This window comes from Halopseudomonas nanhaiensis, from assembly GCF_020025155.1.
Classification (GTDB): domain Bacteria; phylum Pseudomonadota; class Gammaproteobacteria; order Pseudomonadales; family Pseudomonadaceae; genus Halopseudomonas; species Halopseudomonas nanhaiensis.
In genome coordinates this window covers 1,291,412-1,309,405 of sequence record NZ_CP073751.1, presented here as the reverse complement: position 1 = coordinate 1,309,405, position 17,994 = coordinate 1,291,412, and the positions used below count along the sequence as shown (strand labels likewise).

Sequence of the window (17,994 nt, the reverse complement as noted above, 5' to 3'; positions counted from 1 at the left end):
CTTAGAGGAATAGCCATGACGAGTCTTGCAATCGCTCTCGCATTAGCCTTAGAGAGCAACAGAGGGCGACGAACCCTATGCCGGCCGGTCTGCAAGATCCTTTGAACTCCTTATCCCCAGTTTGAAGCAAGGCAGCGTTCTATAAGCATCTAAATCCCTCACCGCCCCAACATAAACACCTCATACTCCAACTCATCCAACGCCCTACTCAACTGCGCCAGCCCCACCAGCACACAACACGCCAGCGACACGGTGAAGCCGTACCCGAAGAAGCTCGGCCCGAGGTACTGGCTGATCAGGGTGAGAACGACGTTGAGCAGGACGAACAGTGCGGTGAGTTCCAGCACGATGCGGCGTTTATCGAGGTAGAAGAACACGTTGAGCAGGGCCATGAACACGACCTGGATGCTCACGCCGATCAGGTCGATGTAGAACAGCGGCAGGTAGTAGTGCGAGATGCCGAGCCAGTCGAGCAGCGTGGGGGCAAACAGAAACAGCAGCACGATGGTGATGCCCTGAACCTTGCAGATTTCCTGCAGGCCCTGGCGGATCGACAGGGTCATTTCGTTCTTCAGCTGGCCGATGTGCTGCAGCGTCTGCCCTTCACGGATGGCGCTGAACAGGCGCTCGTACCATTCGGCAAAGTCGGTTTCGATGCGTACCAGGAACACGGCCATGCCGGGGATGATCGCCAGGTACGCCAGGAAGATCGGCAGGTCGTACAGCATGGAGGCGCGCAGCGGACCGATGACTGCATCGGAGGTGGCCGGGTTGAACCAGAAGAGAATCTTGTCGACCCAGATGCCCAGGTTGTAGCACAGGCCGGTGAACAGCAGGCTGACGAATACCTTCTTGCGGTCGAAGAAGTCGAAGGCAATCAGCCGGTCGGAGCGGTATTCGCGCAGGATGTCGAACAGGAACATGAACAGCAGTGAGGCGTGGCCCAACAGCAGCGCCAGCAGGAGGCCGTCCAGCTGCCAGTGGCGCAGCACCAGCGCGCTGAGCACCATCAGGGCGTAGCCGCAGAACATGATGATCAGGATGCGGTTGTACTGCTTCATGCCCGAGAGAAAGATGATCACGATCCACAGATCGCACAGCACCACGAAGTTGGCGAGCACCAGGGTGCGGTAGGTAAAGCTCTGGTCGAACAGCAGCGCCAGCAACACGGCGCCCAGCAGGCCGCAGCCAACGGTGATGATGAACAGCACGCCGAGCAGATTGGGCAGGATCATGTCCAGCCGCTTTTCGAACAGGCGGTCGGAGACGAAGCGGGTAAAGAACAGTTGCAGGCCGCCGGTGATGATCAGCGAGCTGGCCATCAGGTAGGTCACCGTGACCAGAAACTGCCGCACCAGCGTACTCGGCAGCACGATGCCCAGGCTGAGAAAGCCGATCAGCATCACGCTGATGATCGACAGCACCCAGGGGCCGGAGCTGATCAGGCCTGCGTATACGTACGCACGTAGCGTGGACGAGTACGAGTCGCGCGCCAGAATCCGGCGCAGTTCGAAGCCAATGCCTGCCATCAGTCGCGCTCCACGGCGGTGCGGTAGATCTGCTCATAGCGCTGCAGCATGAGCGCCTCCCCGTAATAGCGGTGTGCCCGGGCCAGCCCGGCCTGCTGTGCGCGGCTCCATGCAGCCTGACTGCGTAACAGCCGCAGCACAGCCTTGGCGGTGCCCTGCGGGTCGGCAATGGCGACTACTTCCCCGGCTACCCCCAACGCCCGGTCCTCGGGATCGACCCCTTCGATCAGTTCGCGGCAGCAGCCCACATCGGTACAGACAACGGGCGTACCGGCGCACCAGGCCTCCAGAATCACCAGCGGCTGGGCTTCACTGATCGAGGTAAGCAGCATCACGCCGAGCTTGGGCAGGATATCGTGCACCCGCTGGAAGCCCAGAAAGCGGATATTGCGTTCAAGCCCGAGGCTGGTCACCAGGCTGCGGCATTCGGCAGCGTAGTCCGGGTCTTCCTCATCCGGCCCGACCACCCAGCCCTCGGCTTCCGGCAAGGCGCTGACCACGCCGCGCATGGCGCGTATGAAGGTTTTTACATCCTTGATCGGCACCACGCGGCCAACCAGACCGACCACCGGAGCGATGCCCGCCGGCCGCTGGTTGATGATTTCAGCCCAGCGCGCCAGGTCGATACCGTTGGGGATTACCTGCGTGCGTCCGGGGGCGGCGCCATCCTTGATCTGCCGCTGGCGGTTGCCTTCGTACAGCGACACGATCGGATCGCTGGAGCGGTAGACCAGCAGCCCGATCCGCTCGAAGAAGCGAATCCACAGCGTGCGGATGTAGCCGGTCTGGGTATCCATGCTGCTGCTCAGGGCTTCGTCCGGGTTCTCGGGCACCCACCCTGCCTGCGCCAGATCGATCTTGCGCTCCTTGGTATAGATGCCGTGTTCGCTGAGTATCAGCTCGCAGCCCCAGCGGCGCTTGAGGATACAGGCGGCGAGCCCGGCATAGCCGGTGGAGATGGTGTGCAGCGTCCGCGCACGCGGCATGCGCTGTACGGCCTCGGCGAGCATCAGCACCGGCGACTGGATGGTGCGCAGCGTCCAGAAGAAGTTGATGAACGAGGGGTCGCTGCAGTGCTCGCGATAACCACCGGCAATGGTCTGCCAGCTCTGCTTGCTGCGCAGCATATCGGCGAGAGACAAGCGCCCCTGGGCCAGTGCATCGAGCACCATGTCCACCTCGCTCTCATCGGGCGTCAGCGGATGATGGAATACCCGGTAGAGCTGCTGCAGATCCGCTTCCGCGGCGGGGCGTGATCTGGACGGGGCGGCCTTGTCGGCCTGCCAGGCCGATTCGATGAACACCTCTTCCAGATGCACCACGTTGGGCGGCAGCTCGTAGTTGCGCTTGGGGTAGGCTTTTTTCTCGCCGCCGATGAACAGGACCGAGAAAGTCAGATGCGGTAGCCCGAGAATCATCTGGTTGATCCAGCTCGACACGCCGCCTCGCACGTACGGCCAGGTCCCTTCGAGCAGCAGGCACACATCCGCCGTCACTTGCTCATGTGAAGTCTCGCGTCCGGAGTCGACGCGTGTGGCGAAGCGCTCGGGGGCATTCATGTCCAGTACCTGGCAATGTCGGCAAACGGGGGGCGCAGCGTGGCGCCGGCGGGCAGACTGTGCAGCAACCGCCTGACCTCTGCGTAGCGGCCGGAGACGAACGCCGCCTCGGCAAGGAATGGCAGCACCTTGTCCGGGCTGACGCCCTGAAGACGCGCGCTGTTGAACTGGTGCCGGGCCGTGACGATGTCGCCCCGCTCCAGCGCGACGCGGCCGGCCAGCAGGTCCAGTTCGGGGTTGGGTTCGAGCTCAAGGGAGCGGGCACTGTGCGTCCAGGCCTGATCCAGCACATGGTCGAGCACGCTGCCCTGCGCCAGGCCGAGATAGGCCAGCTCCCAGTACCAGCGGGCCAACGCTGCATGTTGCGCCGCGCTCCCCGCTCCGTCCGAGCCGATCTCTTCGATAAGCCGTTCGATGCGCTGGTTGATGCGGCTTTCCTTCTGATCGAGCATCGAATAGGCGAGCAAGCGCACGTCGTCAGACGAATCACGCAGTGCCAGTTTGAGGATCGGGATCGAGTCGTGAGCGGGCATGCGCCGCGTGGCCATAAGCGCGGCCAGCCGTTGCTCGGGGTCGGATGCCAGGTTCAGCACGTCCTGCAGGCCGCCATCGTGAAACATGGGTGAGCGCCCGCTTTCCAGCGGACGAAATGGCAGCTTGGGCACGCCAAGAGACTGCCACATCGGCTCGTCATGGCTGCGCTGCGTATACAGCGCTGGGAATACTGCAGCAATGAGCCCGACAGCACCGAGCACCGGGATGAAAAACGCCAGACTGAATAAAAACAGCGGCGACCAGGGCAGCGGCCGGCGGTAGCGGGCCGGCAGCAGGCGCCATACCGCCAGCGTCAGCAGCGCGCTGGCAGCGGCGTGCGGCAGTACCGCGACCAGCAACCCTTCGAGCAGGCCTGGGCTCGATGCCAGACCGGCCCAGCTGCTGGCCTCGAACGCCAGCGCTCCGCTAAACAGCCACTTGGCTAGCATTCAGTCCACACTCGTTGTAGATGAAATTGCGCAGGCCCTGGCGCTCGCCGTTAGGCACCAGCTCGTAGTGCAAGGTGCGCAGATCGAAGTCCTCGAGACGGCGTTCCTGACCGAATCGCTCGCCAAGCAGGTACTGCAGGCGGTTGATGTAGCCGCCAATGCCCTGCGCCGAGGTCAGCGGCATGAGAATCAGCATGCACTGGTGGCCCTGCCGGTTGGTCACCAGCAGCTGCAGGTCCAGCCCGCGCTGGCTGTCGACCAGCACGCGGATCAGCTCCTCATCAGGCGTGCGCAGCTCGACGGCAAACAGGGTTCCAGACAGATGGTGCTGTTCAACGTCAATCAGCGAGCGTTTGAGCTGCTGCGAGAAGAACTGCGCATCGGCGTCGTCCAGCCGCAGCGACACCGGGTCGCTGTTGAGCAGGTCTGCCACATGCCCCGCCAGCAGTGCCAACAGGCTCAAGGTGCGGTCGTTGAAGGCGAAGAACGGCATTTGCCGAATCGCCAGCAGCGCCAGGAGCCTGCCTTCGGCGTCGATCAGCGGCACGCAGGCCTGTAGCGAGGTGAAGCCCTTCCACTCCCCGCCTTCGATGAACATCTCGCGTACGCTGACCAGCTTGCGCTGTTCGATGCACAACCGCACGAGCTGGTCATCGGGGTCGAGCAGCGCCATCTCGCCGAGCGTGGCCAGCGGTTTGGGCTCCACCCGCTGATCATCGAGCATGCGATACAGCCCCGCCACACGCAGCGAGCCGTACTGACCCAGCAGCCCGATGACCGCATCGGCCATGCTCTCGAGCGCATCGCCGCGACGCTCGAGCTTTCTGAGCTGCTCGCGCAGCAGCAGTAGCGAGCTGCGCAGGCTCTGGTCACCGCCGGCTACGCGCTGCTCGAGCCTGTCATGCGACAGCCGCAGAATCTGATGCGCGCGGGTGAACTCGTCCAGCCGGTACTGCCGGTATTCATTGGCCATCTGCAGCTTCTGCAGGCGCCGCTCCCAATTGTCGCGAAACTCACCCACCAGCATCGCTACGATCAGGGTGCCAACGATATACGCAGAAGGCAGCTCGGCATAAAGCGAACTGCCTTGACGGTGCAGGATCACCACCGAACCAACCAGAATCAGCGCGCTCGCCAGTGCCTTGACGAAGCCATAGCGCAACCCGATCAGCAGGGGCGCCAGCATCGACCACGGAAAGCCGTACACCTTCAGGGGGTCCTGCGGGGAAAACCACCAGGCAAGCCCTATGGTGATCCCGGTGATCAGCAGCGTTTCCAGCCAGGCACCCGGCCCCCGTGCGCTGGGCGCAAGGCTGAAGTCCTTGTGGGGGGAGTCGATAGTCATTACTGAAGCTGCAGATCGTCGACGAGCTTGTCGATGACTTTCTGCGCCGAGCCGGCCAGGCTCTCGCGCGACCAGCCGGCGCGAGCGCCACTGTTGCTCCAGAGCACCCTGCCCGTAGACGGCTCGAGCACGCGCAGGCTGATCCCAACAGCGGGCTCGCCATCCAGGCCGCTCTTGTACTGCCACTCTTCAATGCTGCCGCTGATGACATAGTCCAGACGCTGCTGGCGGGCCCAATCCAGCGCGGCGGCGAGCCGTTCGCGGTCATCGACCAGGATCAGATCACCCTGCCGTGCGGGCGGATAGATACGCGGTTGCAGGCCCTTGCGCGTCAACGAGCTGAGCAGGATCTGTTCGCTGCGCTCTCCGGCCAACGGCGTTTGTGAATAGTTGACCATGGGCACAAGACCCCATTGCGCCTCGCGCGGCAAGGCCTCGCCCTGCTGGCCGGTGAAGTTGGCGCAACCGCCAAGCAGCGCTGCGAGGCCTGCCAGCGTCAGATAACGGAACCATTGCATGATGAGTCTCCTGTTTGATGCCACGATCAGCGTCCGAATCGGAGGCTGTAAGTTAATCCCAAGGTACCGCCTGGCTCGCCACCACCTCCGCGCGGTGCCGACTGGTAGCCGCCGGTGATGGCGAGTTCGTCATCGCCGAGCAGCTCGACACCGATGCCCGCATTGATGCCATACACGAAGCTGCTGTCGGTGAACTGCCAGCCAGCCAGCAGATCCAGCGACCAGGTGTACTGGCCGCGGGTACGGTTGAGCGCGCCGGGGATGCCGCGCTGCAACGAGGTGCCGGCATACACACGGCCGAACTCGTCCTGTAGCAGGGTATCGGCAGCAACCGCGTCAACACGCAGCGCGCCGCCCTCCTCTGCGGTGAGGCCAGACAACGCACCGCTGCTCAGACGCGCACGCTGATAGTCGATGCCGGTGCGCAGCAGCCAGGTGGGCCCGGAGAATTTCTGTATTTGCGTCCACTCGGTGGTTACCGCTTCCGAGGCGCCCAGGGCCTGACCGTCGAGGGTGCTGTAGCGGTTATGGCGCAGCGTCCAGCCGAGCTGGTCACGCGCCGAGAAACGATGCTGGCCGGCCAGCCCGATGCCGCTCTGCTTGCCGAAGGCGCGCAGCAGGCCGCTTTCCACGCTGGCCCGGTCCCAGTCCAGCGAGAGCTGCAGCGCATCGCGACTGGTCAGGGTCCAGCTACGGCTGACTCCCAGACCGAAGCGGTCGTCGGCCCCGTGCAGGCTGGTATCCAGTGTCAGCTCGGCAGCACCGTCATCAAGCGAGCGCTCCAGCGTGATCGCGGCAAACTGTTCATCATCCAGCCTACCCGGCTCGAGCAAATCGCTGCGATAACGTGCCTGTTGAAGATCGAGCGATGCGTACCATGCATCCCCCACATGCCGCGCCAGCGTCAACTGAGGGCCCTCGCGATTGAAGCCACCGAAGTCCTGCCGCAGCCAACCGATGCGCACGCCCTGCGGGTGCCGCTGATGAAACTCCACCGCCTGACGGCGCAACTGTTCGGCGACAACCGGGGCCTGACGCGTCCCGATACTGCTCAGCGCCAGGCTCATCGCACTGCGGCTGAGTCCAAGCCGATCGAGGATCGCCACGCGCTGCGCCGGATCGAGATCACCGGTTTGCAGCAGCCGCTCAAGCGTGTCGCGGCTGTCCTGACGCAGCGCCTGTTGCAGCTGGTTGTAAGCATCAACCCGCAGGCCCTTGCGCTGTGCCCAGGCAATCCACTCATCCTTCTGGGCTTCCTGATTGGTGGCGTCGAACTGGGCCAGCAGGCGGTCGAACCAGACCTGGAGCATGGCCGGCGAGCCATCACGCCAGCGCATCGCCTGCTGTTCGGCCTGCAGGGACGACGTACTCGCCGCCAGCAGGCGCAGCCAGGTGGCGTAGCGCTCGGGCGACTCGTTCATCGGCTGGGTCTGTAATCGCACGACGAGCGCATCGCGCAGACGATGGGCCTGGTCGCTGCGCCCGGCGGCATCCAGCGCATCGGCGTAGGCAGCCTGCGCCACCCAGTCATCGGCATTCGCCTGCAGGTACAGCCGGAACCAGGCCAGTGACTGTTCATGGCGCTGCAGCATCTGGTTGGCGGTAGCAAAGGGAAGCCACAGAGCCCCGACGTTTCGGGCAGCGTAGTGCCAGCGCGTAAGCAACATGGGCAGTTCGGCCACCCGTTGCCGGTCGATGAGGTGCCACATCAACCGTTCATGGAACAGGTATTCGCGGGGGAAGCGCGCCAGGCCGAGGCGATACAGACGTTCGGCTTCGTCATGGCGCTGCTCGCGTTCTGCAAGAATCGCGCGGGCGAGCAGCAATCGGGACAGCTCGGCAACGTTTGGATCGCGCTCGGCTTCCTGGATCAGCTCACGGTAGAGCTGCATGTCGCCCAGTTGATCGGCAAGCTCCAGCGCCAGCACCAGGTCGCCTGCGTCGGCCCAATTTCGCCAGCTCCCCACCAGCATGGCGAGGGCGCGACGCGGCTGCTCGAAGCGGTAGGTTTCGATGAGTTCGCTCTGTTCGCTGCGAAGGAGCGGCGTACCACTTGCGACCAGCGACTGATAGGCATGCTGTAGATCTTCCGTACGCTCAAGCGTCCAGGCCAGCGCAGCCCGGGTGCGCCAGTACTCCGGGTCGGTGATGCCGCGCGTATCGACCTGTAGCACTTGCCATGCGAGCTCCGGCTGGTGGAGTCGCCAGGCGGTATTTGCCCAGTCGACCAACTCCTGCGAGTCCAGCTTGAAACGCTTCGCCATGCGCTGCAGCGTTTCGAATTTGGACTGAAGCTGCCCGGTGTTTTCCAGATTCTGTGACAGACGTGACCAGGCAAGGCGATGTCTCGGCTGGCGTTGCAGGTAGCTGCGCAGCCAGGTTTCAGCCTCATCCGGCGTCCCGCGCTGTTCGTGGGCATAAACCAGCGCGTCCAGCTCGACATCAGAGAGACGTTGCCCGACCCCTTCACCACCCAGCCACTGGATGCCGCGGTCGTAGTCATACAGCTGGAAGGCGAGCTTCCAGGCATGGGTGCGGCCGTCCGCAGCGGGCTCTAGCGCAAGGTATGCCTGCCAGTAGTCCAGTGCCTCGGGGCCGTAGCCGTTCCATTCGGCAAGCTGGGCCATTTGCCGCTGCAACGCCGCATCGCCGGGACGCAGCGCTGCCAGCCGCTCGCCGGGAAACCAGGCATTGCGGATATCACCGGCAGCCAGATGAAAGCGCAGTTCGGCCTCGAGCGCCGTTTCACTGTCCGGCAGGATTTCGCGCCAGTAACGAACGATCCGACCGGCAAGATCGAATCGCTGGACACCCATCGCGACATTGACGCCCTGGGCCAGCCAGGTGGAGAGCGCGTCGCTGATCGGCAACCGTTCCAGCTCGCGGACCAGCAAGAGTGATGCCTCAGCATGCTCGCCCACCGCCACTAGGCCTTCATAGGCGCGCCGCACCAGAGCCGCTCGCATCGCACCATCGCCCGACGACTCGAGCAGCTCCAGATAGACCTGCGCCGCCTGGGCCGGACGGTTGCCTGCCATGTACCAGGTGGCCGCCTGCTCCAGCAGAGCGACGCGCTGGCCGTCCTGCTGTGCGGCGAGGCGTCGATACAGGTCAGCCGCGACCAGGGGCAATTCGAGCCGAAGGGCGTCCTTTGCCAGACGCTGCTGGCGAGCCGCTGACAATGCGCTGCTATCGTAACTTTGCAGCGCCGCCCGCGCCTCATCCAGGCGGCCCGGCTCTGCGCTACTCAGGGCCTGGGCGATAGTGATGTGCAGACCAAGATAGCTGGCCTCTTCGCGGTCCGGGTCGGGCCAGGCCTTCAGATGCTGGCGAGCGCGGTCGTACTCGCCGAGGTACGTCAGCAATTCGATGAGTTCGATCCGACGCGCCTCATCTTCCGGGCGCGCGGCGAGCAGCAACTCGGCATAGTTGGCCGAGACCGCGTCAGGCGTGCGGCCTTCAGGCAACAGCATGTCTTCGCCGGTATAGGTGAGCACGAGCGCCCCGCCGATACCGGAGGCAATCGCGACCAGTGTCCATGGCCGGACCAGCCTGATGGGTTTATCTGCAGGTGAGTTGCGCATTCGTCACCTGTTCCATCGGCATCTCGAACATCCACACCCCGGCGGCGCTGGCCCCGGAGTAGGTCTTCCCTGAATGACGCACTGTGCACTGCCCGGCCGCCCTGACGGCAAACCGCAACGGAAATTGGCCGGCGAAGGAGAATGTCACCTGGTCGGCGGTGTCGTATTCCCAGCGCTGCAACGGCAGGTTGGCATGCTCCAGAGCAGGACGCGTGTCGCGCTCGGTGCGCAGGGCGATGGTTGCATCGGCCTTGCTCAAATGCACGTAGCGGCCCTGCGGCAGTTCACGCACGCCAGCGACGCCATCGGAGCGCAGCAAATCCGGCCACCCCATGGCGGGATCGAGTCGAAGGGTGCGCAGCGCCCCCAGACCCTTCACCTGCCACGCACCATCACCACGCTGGGCCAGGCTGGCTGAATGCAGACCATGCACGCGCTGGACGTAGTCACTCATCCACATGGAGAACGGTTGCTCCGCGAGCATGCTCCGGTAGATGTCGCGCATGACCTTGATCGACGCCTGCTTGGTCGCCGAATAGAAGTGGTAATACAGATGCATGCCACGCAGCCGGCGGGGCGTATCGGTCAGCTCGAATGTCTCCATCACGCCCTTGAAGCCGTAGAACGGCCCGCGCCACAGATTGGTGTAGACGTTTTCGTTGATGATTGGCGCGTACACCTGCAGGCCGCCGGCCGTGGGCCGCAGAAGCGGGTAAAGGCCGGTCAGCGACGGATTGGCATGGGTGAGTATGGTGGCCCCGCCGTTGACGTTGCTCAGGCCAGCCTCGTAGGCAAGCCGGATGGTCTGGTCATCGGGCACCGCATCGCCGGACCAGAAGATCATCTTCACCGGCTTGTCGGGAGTGGTCAGGCGTTCGTTGATGTAGTCACGCGAGCCGACGATCTCCCGCTCGAGATCCATCTGCGTGTAGCCGGGTATCGCCATGTTCAGGCCGTACTCGGCATGAAACCCCTCGCGCTGGGCGGCACGCTCCGGCTGCCAGTAGAACGGGTGGCTATAGCTGTGGGTGGCGACCTCGACCCGGGGATGAGCGAAGATCTTGCGGGCAATGGGTTCAAGCTTTGGCGCGAGATAGGGATACATGCCCTTCGGGCCGACCTCACCTTCGACGACCGATGCCGAGGTCAGCAGCGGATACGGTTCGATGAACTGATCCAGTGCCACCTGCCCGGCATAGGGCGCCCCGGCCGCCTCGGCGCGTGAGACAAACCCGTCTCCATCGATATGCACGGTGGCTATCCGCAGCCCGTTTTCCGTGGTCGCATCCGGGCGCGGCATTGGCGGCAGGCGCAGCGCTCGCTGCAGGAATGCAAACGGGTCGAGGATCCACCGACGCTGCTCGGCACCGTCTTCCAGCACGTAGGGACTGAGCGCCAACCCGCCCCACTCGCCAATGGCTACCGGGGAGAAGGTGCGGCCGTCCGCACCGGTCAAGGTCAGACTCGCGGTTGGACCGCCCGGCAACAGGGAGAGGCCGACCATGCCACGCGTGCGCGCCACCACCGGCGCTTCGAATGCGCCGAGCAGCGTCTCATCCTGGCTGGTGATCGTGAGCCCGGGCCGCACGGGCTCGCTGGAACGGCGCAGGCCAAGCCTGCGCAGCAGGGCCGTGTCGTCCACCGGCAGGCCAGCCATGAAAGCCATCGGCAGGCCCTCGTCAAGACGAGCACTCAGCCACGCATGCAAGGGGTATGGATCATCCGGAGCGCCGCTGGTCATCCATACCACCACGCCGGCGTACAGGCCCAGCGGCTGAACCGGCAAGGAGCTGCCGTCGACCGACAGGTAATCCACCCGGTAGCCGAGATGTTCGATCACGCCGCCCAGCAACGTGTGGCCATCATTACGCGAGACGCTACCCTCGCGCGGGTCATACAGCACGGCGATGCGCCGAGGGTGCACCTCGATGCTGCCGACACCCAAGGAATCGAGCTGGGGCGTGGTGATGTAAGGCACATAACCTTGCTCGCCGAGCGCAGCGGCCAGCTTTCGCGCCTCATCGCGTCGCTCTGGCGGCAGGTACTCGATGGCGATCACCGGAACGCCGCGATCCCTGAGGGGGGCGAGCTGGCCTTCAAGCCATTGCCGGTCCTGCTCGGGCACATTCCGATAGGCATTGGCGGAGGCATCCCAGCCGGCACGCAGCGACTCCGCTGCGACGGCAGCGACCGACTCACCCAGCTCCGGTAGCACCTCGAAGCCGCGGTTGAAAAACAGCTTGAGTTCCGGCTCGGCCTGATTCAGCGCAGCGATGAGTGTCACCAGCGCCTCACGCTGCGCCGAGTGCTCGGCCTTGGGCAACAGCGTGAAGCTGTCCAGCGTGTCGAGAAACAGACCGCGATAGCCGAGTGCGCTGAAGGAGCGTGCCTGTGACAGCAGATGCGCCCGCCAGACCGGCGACGTGAGGTCCATGACCTGGCTGTTCCAGCCGTGATTGGTGACGCTGGTGGAGGCGGTACGGGCGACGTCAGGGTATTGCTCAGCCTCGGACGCGTCCAGCTCACCAATGGAGAGATAGGCGAAAGGCAGGCTGCCCTGCGCGCAAAGAAAGGCGACGTTGTCTGCAGACAAATGGGCTGGCTCTACCACCACCCAGTCAAACTGGGACAGTTCGGCAAGCGGCGGCTGATCGGCATACCAGAAGGCAACGCTGGGGAGAGTGGTAGCCTGACCGGCGGAGACGACGCACAGCAACAGAATGCCCGCAACCATGCGACACCAGGCCCGTCCCTGTGGCCTACAACCGTTCCTGAACTGCATCTACGTCCCCGAGATTCGAACCGCCCTCCCCTTGGATGCGCCCAGCGGCTCGAATGACTAGCAGAAGAACGACCGGGCAGGCGCGATGCCGCGGACGAATGGAACCGTCAAATTCCAGAGAACGGTCCAATATGATGCCAGTATGGCATCATCGATTAGTACGTCAATATACCGTCTGCAATCGGCCGGACGAGCGGTCGATGCCGGTTATCGGACGCATCATACGGCCTCTTACGGTGCGTTCGCCAGCGCCTTCAACAATGCCTCATGGAACTCCTCGGGCGCCTCGACCTGCGGGGAATGGCCCAGCTCCGGAAACTCGATCAATTCGGCATTGGGGATAGCCTCTGCAGTTTCGCGGCCCAGCGCGGGATAATCACCCAGCTTCCTGGCAACGTCGTCCGGTGCCCGGTTGGCGCCCGGGGCCGTGCGGTCCTTGCCTCCGATCAGCAGCAGAGTGGGCGCCTTGATGTTGGGGAATTCCTGGACCACCGGCTGGGTGAACAGCATCTCGGCCGTCTGCGCCTGGTTCCAGGCGACGATCTCCCGACCCGGCCCGCTGTACATCCCGGCGAGCATCTCTACCCAACGGTCGTATTCCGGCTTCCACTGGCCGTCATAGTAGAACTTCTGCTGGTAGCCCTTTACGCGCTCGTAGTCGGTCTGCAGCTCCCCTTCGTACAGCGAGTCGACGGTTGCGTAGGGGACGCCCTTGGCCAGCCAGTCTTCGAGCCCGATGGGGTTGACCATGACCAGACGCTCGGTCAGATCCGCATGATCCAGCGCAAAGCGTGCGGCGAGCATGCCGCCGATGGAGTGCCCGATGATCACCGCCTGCTCGACGTCCTCATGCTCGAGCAATTTGGCAGTGTTTGCAGCGAGCTGGCCGAAGCTGAACTGGTAGCCGCGCGGCTTGGTGGATTTGCAAAAGCCCACCTGGTCCGGCGCGATGACCCGGTACCCAGCTTCGCTCAACACCTCGATCGTCCGCTCCCAGGTCGCTGCGCAGAAGTTCTTGCCGTGCAACAGCACCGCCGTGCGGCCGTTCGCTTCACCGGACGGCTCCACATCCATATAGGCCATGGACAGGTCCTGCTGCTGCGAAGTGAACTCGAACTGCTGCACCGGATGCGGATAGTCAAACCCTTCAAGCTGTGCGCCATAGCTGGGCCGGGACTCGGCCTGGGCCACGCTGGCACACAGCAGCGCCGCTCCGAAAAAGCTGTATCGAAAGACCATTGTTAAAAGCTCCTTGAATCTGACTTGGCTGAAAGGCATCGAGAGTATAGCCAGCCCTGATGGGCTGGCCCGGCTTGCGGGGGCATGACAGTCTGAGCCTGCCGCGAACTGTTACGGAACGCCGCGCGCCTTCTGTCTCTGTTTCAGCCCTTTCCGGTCATCTAGGATGAACAGCCTACAAGGAGATTCCCATGCGCAGCGTGCCATTCAAGCAGGTCGATGTTTTCACTCGCACTCCGTTCAAGGGCAACCCCGTCGCCGTGGTGCTCGATGCCCAGGGATTGTCTGATGAACAGATGCAGCAGATCGCCAACTGGACGAACCTGTCCGAGACGACATTTGTCTTCCCGGCCACGGCCGACGGTGCCGACTACCAGTTACGGATCTTCACCACGGTGTTCGAGCTGCCCTTCGCCGGCCATCCGACCATTGGCACCGCGCATGCGCTGCTCGAGGCCGGACTGGTCGAAGCACGTAATGGTCGTCTGGTGCAGCAATGCCCCGCCGGGCTGGTTCCGCTTTGCATTACCGGCGCCGGAGACACCCGCTCTATCGCCTTCGAACTTCCGGAGCCGGCATTCACCTCCTTTGACCAGGCGCAGGTCGAGGAGCTGGAAGCGATCCTCGGCACCCCGCTGGTGCGCCAGGCTACGCCTCGGCTGATCGATGTAGGCGCTCGGTGGATCGTCGCGCAGCTGCCGTCTGCTGACGCAGTGCTCGCCTGCACGCCGGACTTTCTGCGTATGCGAAAGCAGGATGCCGCCGCCGAGGCGACCGGCGTGGTGATTTTCGGCGAGTATCCCGAAGGCTCGCCAGCCCGAGTCGAGACCCGCGCATTCGGGCCGGCAACCGGCATCGAAGAAGACCCTGTGTGCGGCAGTGGAAATGGCTGCCTGGCTGCATTTATCCGCGCAACCGACCAGACCGCCCACTTCGGCAGCCGTTTCGTCTCCTCGCAGGGTGCAGCACTGGGGCGGGCGGGCCTCATCGATATCGTCATCGAACCACAGCGCATACAGATCGGCGGGGCGGCGGTCACCTGCATCGATGGGTCCATCACCCTCTGACTCCATGTCCGGCCGCCAGACAGGCGGCTCGCCTTTGGCTTGGGCTGGCTGCGTCGCCGCGCTACCATGTGGCGCTTCGCTTCGATACTGGCCCGACTGCTGCCGTTATCGCCCGCCCACTTGGCTCCCTGCGTGACAGAGATCAGACTCCTTGAACAACGAGCAACCCAGCCATAGCCGGTCTCGCGAAGACTGGTTTACCAAAGGCCTGAAAGAGCGCCTGCCCAGCGAGGTACGCGAGTCGTTCTCCGAACAGCAGCTGCAGGCGCTGAAAGTCGCCTTTGGCGCACGACGCTGGGGAAAACACCCGGTAGACCTGCGCGGCACGCTCGATCTGTGGCGTTGGCGTTACTACTTCGTGCTGCTGATCGGTCGCAACCGGCGCGAGCTCACCCGCCGTGAGCAGCGAATCTCCCGCGTGATGGGCGCGCTTTCACTGGTCGGTTTTCTGCTGTTTTCAGTGCTGGTCGGGTTGCTGGTGCTGTACGTGCTCAAGTCAGCGCTGGGCATCAACCTCATGCCCAACACCTCGCTGGGACTATGGGACTGGCTCAAGAGCAGTTGAGCAGAACCGCTGCGCCGTCGGCGCTTGCCTCGCTGTTCTCTCTTCGGCTCGATCACGCTGCCAATGCCTGCAAAGCGGCGGTGGCCCCGGCATCTTGAACTAGGCTGGTTGAACGATCCGGCGCTGGAGAACCGTCGATGTGCGGCCGCATATCCCATTTTCGATCCGAGGAAAAATACCTCAAGTGGCTGAAAAGCCAGGTACCGGTAGCCGGCCCTGTCGATGACCGGCCCAGCGAGCGCTACAACGTTGCGCCGCAAACCCATGTCAGCGTTCTGCACCAGGACGAAGACGGCCTGCGCTTCTCGCCCATGCGCTGGGGCTACGCCCCGCTGTGGGCGGGCGATAAACCACCCTCGATCAACGCTCGTCTCGAGACAGCGGCCCGCAGCAGATACTGGCGCGACATCTGGGCAGTCGGACGCTGTCTGGTTCCCGCCGACGGCTGGTTCGAGTGGGTAAGCGATGCCCACCAGCCACGCAGTCGCCAGCCCTACTTTATTCACCTGGCTGACAATCAGCCCATGTTCTTCGCGGCAATCGGTCGTTTCGAGCGAGGGCTCTCAGCGCCATCACCTGAGACCACCGGCTTTGCCATCGTCACGGCCGACAGCGAAGGCGGCATGCTCGACATTCATGACCGGCGGCCGGTCGTGCTGGCACCCGCGGTGGCTCGCCGATGGCTGGACCCGGGCCTGGATGCCGCGGCGGCTGAGGACCTGGCCAGAACGCACGCAACGCCGGCCGAGTCATTTCGCTGGCACTCGGTGGACGCGGCGGTGGGCAATGTACGCAACGATGGGCCACAGCTGATCGAGCCGCGCCCGCTGGCCCCTCGCACGCTGGATCTGTTCGACAGCTGAAACGGCCTGCCCGGGTGGCTGCATAAGCATCCATAAGCCGGCTCAATGAATGCTGCCTGATCCCGGCGATTGGCTAGAATCAGGCTCAGGCAACGCCTTCCGATAACAACAACAAGGAACCGTACATGAAGCCACTCTTTCCACTTGCGATGCTCGCTGTGCTGATCAGCACTCCTGCGCTGGCAGACAATAGCTACCAGCCGCCGCAGGCGCTGGTCGCCCCCTCGGCATTCAAGGGGGTGCATGGCCTGGCCGTGGATCACCAGGGCCGCCTGCTCGCGGGCAGTGTGGTCAGCGCCAGCATGTATCAGGTCGACATAGACTCCGGCGAGGTGACCACCTTCATCGGTCCGCCGGAAGGACAGGCTGACGACATCGCCATCGGACCCAACGGCGAAATGGCCTGGACCGGCTTTTATCTTGGCAAGGTGCTCTATCGCGAGAAGGACGATGCGCCGATTCGCGTGCTCGCCGAAGGGTTGCCTGGCATCAATTCGATCGCTTTCAATCAGGAAACGGGCAAGCTCTACGCCAGCCAGGTGTTTCTGGGTGATGCGCTCTGGGAAGTCGACGTGTCGGGCGCTAGCGAGCCGCGAGCGATAGGCAAGGACCTGGGCGGTTTCAATGGCTTTGAAGTTGGCCGGGATGGCTGGCTGTATGGGCCGCTGTGGTTCAAGGGCCAGGTCGTGAAGATCAATCCGGCGGACGGGGCCATGCAAACAGTTGCCGAAGGCTTCGACACCCCGGCCGCGGTGAACTTCGACTCCGAAGGCAACCTGTATGTGCTGGACACTCGCGCCGGCACGCTCAATCGCGTAGATGTCTCCACCGGGCAGACGAACGTGGTGGCGACGCTCGACAGCTCGCTGGATAACCTGGCCATCGACAAGGATGATCGGATATTCGTCTCGAACATGGCCGACAACTCCATCGAGCTGGTCGACCCTTCATCCGGCGAAGCGCGGGTGATCACCAAGGGGGAACTGGCCGTGCCAGCCGGTCTGACCATCAGCGAGGACGGCAAGACGCTCTACATTGCCGACATCTTCGCCTTTCGTGCGGTGGATACCGACACAGGTGAGGTCACCGACATCCGCAGGGCGCATGGATCGGACATCGAATATCCGTCTGCCGTCTCGATGGGTCGCACGCGGTTTCTGCTGACCAGCGCGTCGACCGGTACCCTGCAAGCGATAGACATGGAAACCCGCGAAACCAGCGCCATGGTGCATGGCTTCAACGCACCGAGTTCGGCGGTGGAGCTGGAGGACGGCACGATCGTGGTCAGTGAGCTGGGCAGCGGCAAGCTGATCAAGGTGACCGGTGACGCGCTGGACAAGCGTGCCGGTCTTGTCGAAGGGCTGCAGGGGGTGGTGCAGATGATTGTCGGCGCCGATGGGAAGATTTACCTCACCGAGGCGGCAGGCTTTCTGACGCGGGTTGACCCGAAGAATGGCAAGATCGAGCGCTTGATCGAGGATCTGGCGATGCCGGAAGGACTGGCTCAGCTGAGCAATGGTGACATCGTCGTTGCCGAAACCGCCGCGAAGCGCCTTTCGGTGATCGATCTTGATGGTGGTGAACGGGAGGTCCTGGCAAAGAATCTCCCGATCGGCCTACCCGCCGGCCCGGGCATGCCGCCGAGCGGAATCACCACCGGGGTCGCGGTTGACGCCGATGGGGTGATCTATTTCGGGTCGGATATCGACAACGGGCTGTACAAGATCGAGCCGGTAATCGTCGAGCCCGATCGCGCCATTGCCGAGAAGCCGGAGTAGGCGTCCAGGCGTCGACCGAGGCCGGCGACCCTTCGCGGCTCCTACAGTGGCTCAATACGCTTTTGCAGGAGCGCGACTGGGCGCGAAAGGGTTTTGCGGATGCTGCTTCGCGGTCATGCCCGCTCCTACCTACAAACAGCGATGTACGTAGGTACGTGAAGCGGAGCCCGATCAGGGCTCCG

Annotated in this window: 12 protein-coding genes; 4 read left to right on the top strand and 8 right to left on the bottom strand. The window is 63.6% G+C overall.

The annotated features are described in order from the left end of the window. Positions 1-158: 158 nt before the first annotated feature. The 8 genes from pelG to KEM63_RS05855 all read right to left on the bottom strand — a co-directional run bounded on the left by pelG (position 159) and on the right by KEM63_RS05855 (position 13,539). Positions 159-1,529, bottom strand: coding sequence for an exopolysaccharide Pel transporter PelG (gene pelG, locus KEM63_RS05890; RefSeq protein WP_223655267.1), 1,371 nt, complete (start codon positions 1,527-1,529; stop codon positions 159-161). Then, positions 1,529-3,088, bottom strand: coding sequence for a GT4 family glycosyltransferase PelF (gene pelF, locus KEM63_RS05885; protein ID WP_223655266.1), 1,560 nt, complete (start codon positions 3,086-3,088; stop codon positions 1,529-1,531). Before pelF ends, pelG begins: the two co-directional genes overlap by 1 nt. Continuing rightward, positions 3,085-4,071, bottom strand: a complete 987-nt coding sequence (locus tag KEM63_RS05880) for a HEAT repeat domain-containing protein (RefSeq protein ID WP_223655265.1) — start codon at positions 4,069-4,071, stop codon at positions 3,085-3,087. The genes pelF and KEM63_RS05880 overlap by 4 nt, the downstream gene beginning before the upstream one ends. Next, positions 4,049-5,416: a PelD GGDEF domain-containing protein gene (locus tag KEM63_RS05875; protein WP_223655264.1), complete on the bottom strand. Its 1,368-nt coding sequence runs from the start codon at positions 5,414-5,416 to the stop codon at positions 4,049-4,051. The genes KEM63_RS05880 and KEM63_RS05875 overlap by 23 nt, the downstream gene beginning before the upstream one ends. Further along, positions 5,416-5,934 carry a penicillin-binding protein activator LpoB gene (locus KEM63_RS05870; protein WP_223655263.1) on the bottom strand — a complete coding sequence of 173 codons (519 nt, stop codon included), beginning with the start codon at positions 5,932-5,934 and terminating at the stop codon, positions 5,416-5,418. The genes KEM63_RS05875 and KEM63_RS05870 overlap by 1 nt, the downstream gene beginning before the upstream one ends. 26 nt (positions 5,935-5,960) lie before the next feature. Beyond that, the gene (locus KEM63_RS05865; protein WP_223655262.1) at positions 5,961-9,518 is read right to left on the bottom strand and encodes a tetratricopeptide repeat protein; all 3,558 of its coding nucleotides are present in this window, start codon (positions 9,516-9,518) and stop codon (positions 5,961-5,963) included. Continuing rightward, the gene (locus tag KEM63_RS05860) at positions 9,496-12,252 is read right to left on the bottom strand and encodes a bifunctional glycoside hydrolase/polysaccharide deacetylase family protein (RefSeq protein WP_223655261.1); all 2,757 of its coding nucleotides are present in this window, start codon (positions 12,250-12,252) and stop codon (positions 9,496-9,498) included. Before KEM63_RS05860 ends, KEM63_RS05865 begins: the two co-directional genes overlap by 23 nt. Before the next feature lie 279 nt (positions 12,253-12,531). Next, on the bottom strand, positions 12,532-13,539 hold the full coding sequence (locus tag KEM63_RS05855; protein ID WP_223655260.1) for an alpha/beta fold hydrolase: 1,008 nt from the start codon (positions 13,537-13,539) through the stop codon (positions 12,532-12,534). 191 nt (positions 13,540-13,730) lie between these two features. On the opposite strand from KEM63_RS05855, the gene KEM63_RS05850 reads away from it, so the two are divergent. The 4 genes from KEM63_RS05850 (at position 13,731) to KEM63_RS05835 (ending at position 17,812) form a co-directional block, all read left to right on the top strand. Continuing rightward, entirely contained in the window at positions 13,731-14,606 is an 876-nt protein-coding gene (locus tag KEM63_RS05850; protein ID WP_223655259.1) for a PhzF family phenazine biosynthesis protein, read from the top strand. 151 nt (positions 14,607-14,757) lie between these two features. Continuing rightward, positions 14,758-15,171: a 3-phosphoshikimate 1-carboxyvinyltransferase gene (locus KEM63_RS05845; RefSeq protein WP_223655258.1), complete on the top strand. Its 414-nt coding sequence runs from the start codon at positions 14,758-14,760 to the stop codon at positions 15,169-15,171. A 137-nt stretch (positions 15,172-15,308) separates the two neighbouring features. After that, complete coding sequence (locus KEM63_RS05840; RefSeq protein WP_223655257.1) at positions 15,309-16,034, top strand: SOS response-associated peptidase family protein; 726 nt, start codon at positions 15,309-15,311, stop codon at positions 16,032-16,034. A gap of 125 nt (positions 16,035-16,159) precedes the next feature. Continuing rightward, on the top strand, positions 16,160-17,812 hold the full coding sequence (locus KEM63_RS05835; RefSeq protein WP_223655256.1) for a Vgb family protein: 1,653 nt from the start codon (positions 16,160-16,162) through the stop codon (positions 17,810-17,812). The last annotated feature ends 182 nt before the right edge of the window (positions 17,813-17,994 follow it).